Consider the following 7,102-nt stretch of genomic DNA (forward strand, 5'->3'; position numbering starts at 1 on the left):
CATGAGCCCGACCCAACAGCGACTCGCCGACCTGTTCGCAATCCACCAATACGCACCCACCCGCTGACCAACAGCGCCCAACACCGCGAGTTGGGTAATACACCAGCCCTGCCCAAAAACACAACCCCACCAGGGCAAATCAGGCCGTCGATCAACGAAGGCCGGAAACTCCCGCTAGGGTAGCGCATGCCGTTCACACAAAGCGCCCCACGGGTCGTCCGCAAGTCGGTTGCCCTGGCCGTCGCGGGCCTGGTCGCCGCGTCGCTGTCAGCGTGCGATTCCCACGATGCGTCGCCGCCCGGGGCAAATCCTCGTCAGGTGACCGTCTTCGGGTCGGGGCAGGTGCAAGGTGTTCCGGACACATTGACCGCCGACGTCGCAATCGAGTTCACCGCAGCCGACGTCACCAGCGCGATGAACCAGACCAACGACCGCCAGCAGGCGGTGATCAATGCGCTGGTGGGGGCCGGGGTGGACCGCAAGGACATTCGCACCACCGAGGTCAGCCTGCAACCGCAGTACAGCAGCGCGGAGCCGGGCGGAACCGCCACGATCACCAGCTACCGCGCCGACAACGCCATCGAGGTCAAGATTCACCCCACCGATGCCGCCTCGCGGCTGCTGGCCCTGATCGTCACCACGGGCGGTGACGCCACCCGGATCAGTTCGGTCAGCTATTCCATCGCCGACGACTCGCAGCTGGTGAAGGATGCGCGGGCCCGCGCCTTCGACGACGCCAAGAACCGTGCCCAGCAATACGCGCAGTTGTCGGGGCTGCGCCTGGGCAAGGTGCTGTCGATCTCGGAGGGGTCCGGTTCCACCGCGCCGACGAGGACTGCCCCGCCGGCACCGCCGCGCGCGGCGACCCCGGTGCCCATCGAACCCGGTCAGCAGACGGTCAGCTTCTCGGTGACCGCTGTGTGGGAACTGGATTAGGCCCCTACTGGTAGACCCGGGGGTCCAGCGTCCCGATGTATGACAGGTCGCGGTAGCGCTCGTCGTAGTCCAGGCCGTAGCCCACCACGAAGTCGTTGGGAATGTCGAAGCCGACGTAGGCGATATCGACGTTGGCTCCCAGCGCATCAGGCTTACGCAGCAGCGTGCACACGCGCAACGACCTGGGATGGCGGCTCTTGAGGTTGCGCAACAGCCACGAAAGCGTGAGACCCGAGTCGACGACGTCCTCGACGATCAGCACGTCACGGTCGTGGATGTCGCGGTCGAGGTCTTTGAGGATGCGCACCACTCCCGACGACGATGTCGAGGACCCATAGGAACTCACCGCCATGAATTCGAACTGGGTGGGTAACGGAATCGCACGCGCCAGGTCGGTGACAAAGAGCACCGCGCCCTTCAGCACGGTGACCAACAACAGATCCTGGCCGGTCGTCGCGGACACGTCGCGATAGTCGTCGCCGATCTGGGCGCCGAGTTCGGCGATGCGGCGCTGGATCTGCTCCTCGGTGAGCAGCACGGACTTGATATCCCCCGGGTACAGCTCCGCCGTCTGCCCCGGGAAGGTCTCAGCCACGACCACAGCGTAGCGACGTCGACCGACCGACAACCAACACAGGCGTCAAATCGGTTTCCCGACAGGCTCGAGCCGCAAGGACAGCACGCCGTCACGTCGTCCCGCGAACAATCGCTGACCCCGAGATGCCGACCCGACCGCCACGCCACCCTGGCCGTGCCAGTCGGTGACCAGCGCGTCGACGCCGCGGATCTGTTTGTCGGTCAGCCCCGTCGCGCCGCCGGCCAGCAGCCAGCTGCGGATCACCCGGCGTCGCACCGGGCCCGGCAGCGCGGTCAGCGCCGCGGTGTCCAGTCCCGAACCGGCTGCTGCGGCGGTCAGCGCCCGAGCCGCGATCGTGTCGATCAGGTCGGTGTCCTCACGCAACGCCGTCGCGGTGCGGGCCAGCGCTTCGGCCACGCCGCCGCCCAAGACGTCCTCCAGCAGCGGCAGCACCTCCTGGCGCAGCCTTGTCCGGGTGAAGCGCCGGTCGTCGTTATGCGGATCCTGCCAGGCGGTCAGACCCAGCTCCCGGCAGGCAGCGTGCGTCGCGTTGCGACGCACCCCCAGCAGCGGCCGGCACCACGGCGGATCGTAGGGACGCATGCCGGCGATCGACCGGGGCCCCGAACCGCGGCCGAGCCCCAGCAGCACGGTCTCGGCTTGGTCGTCGAGCGTGTGGGCCAACAGGACCGGACCGTCGCGGCGGGCCTCCAGCGCGGCATAGCGAGCGGCACGCGCCGCGGCCTCCAGCCCGCCGTCAGTCCCTACCTGAACGCAGACCACCTGCGCGTCCCGACAGCCCAACGAAATAGCTTGTGCCCGTGCGGTTTCGGCGACCGCAGCCGAATCCGGCTGCAAACCGTGGTCGACGATCAGCGCGGTGGTGGGCCGCAGTTGCGCCGCAACAGCGGTGAGGGCCAACGAGTCCGGGCCGCCGGACAGCCCCACGCACCACTGCTCGGCGGAGCCGAGGTGCTCGGCGGAGCCGAGGTATTGGGCGACGAACTTCTCGACAGCCCTGCGCAGCTGCGCTACAGCACCCGGTCGATCCATCGCTGCGGGTTTTCGATCTCGGCCGGCAGGGGCAGTGTCTGCGGACCCGTCCAGATCGTGTTGAACCGCTTCATCCCGACCCGGCCCACCACCTCGTCGACGAACACCTTGCCGCGGGTGTACTGACTGAGCTTGGCGTCGAAGCCCAGCAGGGCCCGCAGCAGCCGCTGCAGCGGCGGTTGCTTGCGCTGACGTCGCTCGTCGAAGCGGCGGCGGATGGTGGCCACCGACGGCACCACCACCGGCCCCACCGCGTCCATCACGTGCTCGGCGTGGCCTTCCAGCAGCGTGCCGAGCACCAACAGCTGATCCAGAGCCCGGCGTTGCGCCTCGGACTGCAGGGCGCGCACCACACCCAGAATGCCGGACACGTGGCCGCCGGAGTCGTCGGACGAGTCGCCGCGGTTGCGGATGAAGTCTGCCAGCCGGCTCACCACCTGACCGAGATCGTCGGCCGGTTCCCGGGTGAGCAGACCCAGCGCTTCCTGCATGTAGCCGGCCAGCCAGGGGTTGGCGGTGAATTGCACCCGGTGCGTGACCTCGTGCAGGCACACCCACAGCCGGAAATCCCAAGGGTCGACCCGAAGTTGCCGCTCGACCGCGATGACGTTGGGATACACCAGCAGCAGACCGCCTATTCCGGCGCCCTCGGCGGCGGCAAATGGATCGTACTGGCCGAGGATGCCCGAGGCCACGAACGCCAGCACAGCCCCGGTCTGGGCGCCGGTGACCCGGCCGGTGAGAAAACCCCGGGGCTTGTCGGTGCCGTTGGTCATCGCCCGCATCGATTCGGCGGCCGCCCGCACCCATGCCGGCCGGTCCAGGACCCGCGCCGGCGGCACCGCACCCGAGGTGATCAGCCCGGTCACGTCGCGAACGGGCGGTTCTGCCTTCTCCGCCGCCCGCATCAGCTCGCCGATCACCTGGCGGCGGGTGTATTCGGTGGACGGCGGGCCCGGGCGGGCCAGCCGCTCCCCCACTGTGGCCGCAAATCGCCAATCGACGGTGTTGCCCAGGGTCAGCTCCGAGGGTGCCGTCACGTCGTGCACCCGCAGAACCACAGTTTGGTCGCCAGGGCGTCCATCGCGTTGCGACCGTTCGGCCCGGCATCGTTGGACAGGAACGCAAACGTGAGCACCCGTCCGCTGCTGTCGGTGAGCACACCGACCAGCGAGTTGATCGCCGTCAACGAGCCGGTTTTGGCCCGCAACCAGCCGGCCGGGCCCAGGTTGGTGGCCCGGTCCAGGAAGCGTTCACCCAGCGTGCCGCTGCCGCCGGCAATCGGCAGCAGATCCAGCAGCGGGCGCAACGCCGGCTGGTCCGGGCCCGCCGCCGCCTGCATCGCGCCGTCGAGCGTGCGCGCGGTGAGCCGGTCATTGACCGACAACCCGCTGGAATCGGCCAGCGCGGCGCCGGCGGTGTCGATGTGCGCGCTGTTGAGCCGGGTGATCACCGCGTCGACAGCGCCGGTGAAGCTCTGCGGCCGGTTGATGGCGGCGGCCACCTCACGGGCGATGCACTCGGCCATCACGTTGTCGGAGGCGTTCATCATCTGGGACAGCCGTTGGATCAACGGCGCCGACTGCACCACGGCCAGCTGCCGCGCGCCGGCCGGTGCCGAGGCGATCGTCACCGCCGCCGGGTCCAGGCCGAGGGCTTTGGCCAGCTCCCGCCCGGCGTCCAACGCCGGGGTCCGCGACCGCCGGGAGTTGACGGTCGTGGGCTGGATCCGGCCGGCGTCGATCATGGCCGCCTCGATCGGGGCAATGTCACCGTTGTCGACGTCGGCCGGGTCCCAGCCCGGCGCCATGGTCGGCCCGGTGAACGCGGAGATGTCGACTTGCACCGCTGTCGGCGTCATGCCGCTGCGGCGGATCTGCTCGACGAGGTCGCTGATGCGCGCCGCCCCTCGGTACCAGGTGTCGACACCCGGAGGCGCGGCCGACAGCGTCGGGTCCCCGGCACCCACCAGAACCACCGGCCCCTGGCTGTCGCGGGTGCCGGCCACTACCCGGGTGCTGACCCGGGCCTGTCGGTCCAGGGTGAGCAGTGCCGCCGTCGCGGTCAGCACCTTGTTGGTCGACGCCGGGATCAACGGCACGTCATCGAGCTGGCGCCACAGCTCCTGGCCGGTCAAGGCGTCGGTGACCCGCCCGCCCAGCCTGCCCAGGTTGGGGTCGGCTGCGGCCTGGGCCAGCGCCGCGGCCACCCCCGCTGCGCCGGGCGCCGGAGCCGTGTCCACCACCGGAGTCACCCCCGGCTTGACCGTGGGCGGGCGCGGCGGCGGGACCGGCGGGCGCGCACCGGCTCCGTGACTACCGGTCGTGAAGAACGCCGCGGCCGCCACCACGGCGGCGACAAACGCCAGCACAGCCACCCCCACGAACACGTGGGTGGTCTTCCGCCAACGTCTGGGACCCATGACTCTCCTGCCTTACAGCGTCCTTTCCGGTCCTTTCCGTGTCCCATTGTGCCGAACCGGCCACGGGGCAGCGCCACGGTATCGCTGGACTAGGGTGTAGCCGCGACGGCATTCGACCTACTCAAGCCTCTCCCGGGCCTCGCTTATCCAAAGGAGCCACGCGGTGCAATTCGACGTGACCATCGAAATTCCCAAGGGCCAGCGCAACAAGTACGAGATCGACCACGAGACGGGCCGGGTCCGCCTGGACCGCTACCTCTACACCCCGATGGCCTACCCGGCCGACTACGGCTTCATCGAGGACACCCTCGGTGAGGACGGCGACCCGCTCGACGCGATGGTGCTGCTGCCCGAGGCGGTGTTCCCGGGGGTGCTGGTGGCGGCCCGGCCGGTCGGAATGTTTCGGATGGTCGACGAGAAGGGCGGTGACGACAAGGTGCTGTGCGTCCCGGCCGAAGACCCCCGCTGGGACCACATCCAGGACCTCGAAAACGTTCCGGCCTTCGAGTTGGACGCGATCAAGCACTTCTTCGTGCACTACAAGGACCTGGAGCCGGGCAAGTTCGTCAAGGCCGCCGACTGGGTGGGCCGCAAGGAAGCCGAAGCCGAGGTGCAGCGCTCGGTGGAGCGATTCCAGGCCGGCGGGCACTGATTTCGCACATCACCTGGCGATTCGCCGATTGCGCAGCACGCTGTTGGTGACGGCGGCCGCGATGAAGACCACCCCGATCGAGGCGGTGATCCACTCCGGCAACTGTAAGCGGTGGTTGACGGATATCAGCATGATCACCGCGAGAGCCCCGATCGCCCAGTGCGCGCCGTGCTCGAGATATACGTACCGGTCCAGGGTTTCTTGGTGGACCAGATAGATGGTGATCGACCGGACGAACATGGCGCCCACCAGGCCGAGGCCCAGCGCAATGATGATCGGATCGCTGGTGATCGCGAAGGCTCCGGTGACACCGTCGAAGGAAAAAGACGCATCGAGCACCTCGAGATAGAGGAAGAGCGTGAAGCCGGCTTTGCCGACTGCCCCCGCTCCCCCGACGTCTGACGCTGCTGCTTCCGGAGGCCGGAACGCCCGGCTCAAACCGTTGACGACGAGGTAGATCACCAGACCAAGTAGCCCGGCGATCAGGACGCTCGCCCGCTCGTCGCCCGAGTGCGTCAACTCCGTGCCGACAAGGACCAGCGCTACACACGCCACCACCACCGGCACCTGCCCGAGCCGGCCGACGCGGGCGAACGGCGCTTCGATCCACTTCAGCCACTTGATGTCTCGATCGTGAAAAACGAAGTCCAGGAACAACATCAGCAAAAACATTCCGCCGAATGCCGCAATCTGCGGATGGGCGTCTTTGATCAGCTTTTCGTAGCTCGGCGAGCCGTCCGGAAACTCCAGCGCGCCGTTGAGCGGCGGATTGAGCGCCAGGTCCATCGCATGTACCGGGTCCAGCCCGGCGGTGACCCACACGATGGCCAACGGAAACACCAACCGCATCCCGAACACCGCGATCAGAATCCCGACAGTCAGAAACATTTGCTGCCAGAACCGGCTCATCTGCTTCAGGATCGTGGCGTTGATGATGGCGTTGTCGAACGACAGCGACACCTCCAACACCGCCAGCACGACCAGCAAGAACAGCGCGGTCGGCCCGCCGTGCCAATAGCCGATGGCCAGCGCGCCCGCGGTGAACAGCAGCGACAACCCGAAAATGCGGATCGTTGTCATGGTTCCTTTCCGAGCGCCGCCCGGAATGCCGCGGCCGGATATCGGCTTCACGATGGCGGCGCAGATACCGACTGGCCGCCCATTTCATTTTTACCCAATAGCCGCCCAATGAATCCCTGCAACGCTTGTCCTCAACCCCGCGGCCTGGTCGCAAGCAGTCGTGGGCACGCTGAGCGACCACGGCGCCGCAACTTTGTGAAGGAGCATTCCCTTGTCAGATTTCGCGTGGTTGCCGCCGGAGATCAATTCGGCGCGGATTTTTGCTGGTGCTGGGGCGGGGCCGTTGTTTGCGGCGGCGTGGGCGTGGCAGGGTCTGGCTGCGGAGTTGGCGGGATCGGCGTCATCGTTTGATGCGGTGATTGCGGCGTTGACGGGTGGGCCG

7 protein-coding genes and 1 pseudogene are annotated in these 7,102 nt (G+C 68.0%); 3 read left to right on the forward strand and 5 right to left on the reverse strand.

Annotated elements, in window-relative coordinates:
- Positions 1-186: 186 nt before the first annotated feature.
- The gene (locus EET03_RS25080) at positions 187-936 is read left to right on the forward strand and encodes an SIMPL domain-containing protein (protein ID WP_075541948.1); all 750 of its coding nucleotides are present in this window, start codon (positions 187-189) and stop codon (positions 934-936) included.
- A 4-nt stretch (positions 937-940) separates the two neighbouring features.
- On the opposite strand, the pseudogene hpt reads toward EET03_RS25080, so the two are convergent.
- The 4 genes and pseudogenes from hpt to dacB all read right to left on the reverse strand — a co-directional run bounded on the left by hpt (position 941) and on the right by dacB (position 4,988).
- Positions 941-1,580, reverse strand: a pseudogene (gene hpt / locus EET03_RS25085) (hypoxanthine phosphoribosyltransferase).
- The gene (gene tilS / locus EET03_RS25090; RefSeq protein WP_075541947.1) at positions 1,577-2,566 is read right to left on the reverse strand and encodes a tRNA lysidine(34) synthetase TilS; all 990 of its coding nucleotides are present in this window, start codon (positions 2,564-2,566) and stop codon (positions 1,577-1,579) included. Before tilS ends, hpt begins: the two are co-directional and overlap by 4 nt.
- Positions 2,545-3,606 (reverse strand): zinc-dependent metalloprotease, encoded by a 1,062-nt coding sequence (locus tag EET03_RS25095; RefSeq protein WP_075541950.1) that lies wholly within the window; start codon positions 3,604-3,606, stop codon positions 2,545-2,547. The genes tilS and EET03_RS25095 overlap by 22 nt, the downstream gene beginning before the upstream one ends.
- Positions 3,603-4,988 carry a D-alanyl-D-alanine carboxypeptidase/D-alanyl-D-alanine endopeptidase gene (gene dacB, locus EET03_RS25100; protein WP_081254746.1) on the reverse strand — a complete coding sequence of 462 codons (1,386 nt, stop codon included), beginning with the start codon at positions 4,986-4,988 and terminating at the stop codon, positions 3,603-3,605. The genes EET03_RS25095 and dacB overlap by 4 nt, the downstream gene beginning before the upstream one ends.
- 163 nt (positions 4,989-5,151) lie before the next feature.
- On the opposite strand from dacB, the gene EET03_RS25105 reads away from it, so the two are divergent.
- Positions 5,152-5,640: an inorganic diphosphatase gene (locus EET03_RS25105; protein WP_063469355.1), complete on the forward strand. Its 489-nt coding sequence runs from the start codon at positions 5,152-5,154 to the stop codon at positions 5,638-5,640.
- A 9-nt stretch (positions 5,641-5,649) separates the two neighbouring features.
- Here the strand turns inward: EET03_RS25105 and EET03_RS25110 are convergent, their stop codons facing one another.
- Positions 5,650-6,720: a DUF475 domain-containing protein gene (locus EET03_RS25110; RefSeq protein ID WP_075541949.1), complete on the reverse strand. Its 1,071-nt coding sequence runs from the start codon at positions 6,718-6,720 to the stop codon at positions 5,650-5,652.
- 211 nt (positions 6,721-6,931) lie between these two features.
- On the opposite strand from EET03_RS25110, the gene EET03_RS25115 reads away from it, so the two are divergent.
- Positions 6,932-7,102 (forward strand): PPE domain-containing protein (locus tag EET03_RS25115; RefSeq protein ID WP_122508840.1); only part of this gene is annotated, 171 nt, incomplete at its 3' end.

Origin of the sequence: Mycobacterium innocens (genome assembly GCF_900566055.1) — a bacterium.
GTDB lineage: Bacteria > Actinomycetota > Actinomycetes > Mycobacteriales > Mycobacteriaceae > Mycobacterium > Mycobacterium innocens.

Coding starts and splice junctions, on each gene's coding strand:
- EET03_RS25110 (WP_075541949.1), bottom strand. CDS start 6,720: ATGACAACGATCCGCATTTTCGGGTTGTCGCTGCTGTTCACCGCGGGC.
- dacB (WP_081254746.1), bottom strand. CDS start 4,988: ATGGGTCCCAGACGTTGGCGGAAGACCACCCACGTGTTCGTGGGGGTG.
- EET03_RS25080 (WP_075541948.1), top strand. CDS start 187: ATGCCGTTCACACAAAGCGCCCCACGGGTCGTCCGCAAGTCGGTTGCC.
- tilS (WP_075541947.1), bottom strand. CDS start 2,566: ATGGATCGACCGGGTGCTGTAGCGCAGCTGCGCAGGGCTGTCGAGAAG.